This is a genomic window from Lentzea aerocolonigenes, from assembly GCF_000955955.1.
In the GTDB taxonomy this organism is placed as follows: Bacteria; Actinomycetota; Actinomycetes; order Mycobacteriales; family Pseudonocardiaceae; genus Lentzea; species Lentzea aerocolonigenes_A.
Map to the genome: position 1 here is coordinate 1 of NZ_JYJG01000578.1, position 423 is coordinate 423.

At 65.0% G+C, this 423-nt stretch carries 1 protein-coding gene; it reads left to right on the top strand.

Annotated elements, in window-relative coordinates; all coding sequences use genetic code 11:
• Positions 1-405 (top strand): hypothetical protein (locus UK23_RS53480; RefSeq protein ID WP_045318441.1); only part of this gene is annotated, 405 nt, incomplete at its 5' end.
• Positions 406-423 lie beyond the last annotated feature (18 nt).

The following is a 423-nucleotide window of genomic DNA, read 5'->3' on the forward strand; positions in this document are numbered from 1 at the left end:
GTGCTGCTGGGCTTCGTCTTCCCGGGGATCGCGAACGCCGAGACGCCGCCCGGATGTGCCAGCGCCGCGCAGATCGGGTCGACCGGGTACATCAAGTTCCGGGGCGACAACATCGCGTCCGTGAAGCAGTTCGCCGGCTGCGGCTCGAACTACTCCTACGTCTACATGTGGGAGAGCTTCCGCAACTCGGGTCACCACTGGATCACCGAGACCGCGGTCGCCGTCTACAGCAGCGCGAGCGACACGACTCCGAACGACCACAAGGGCGGCAAGAGCAACCCCTACGACCCGAAGGAGTTGTGGAGCAGCCCGACCAACACGCTGGACAAGTGCACCGCCGCCTGGGGGTCCGTGAGCGTCGCGCAGGACTACACCTACTTCAAGTACACCGGAAAGCGCTGCTGATCCGCCATGAAGAGGGGG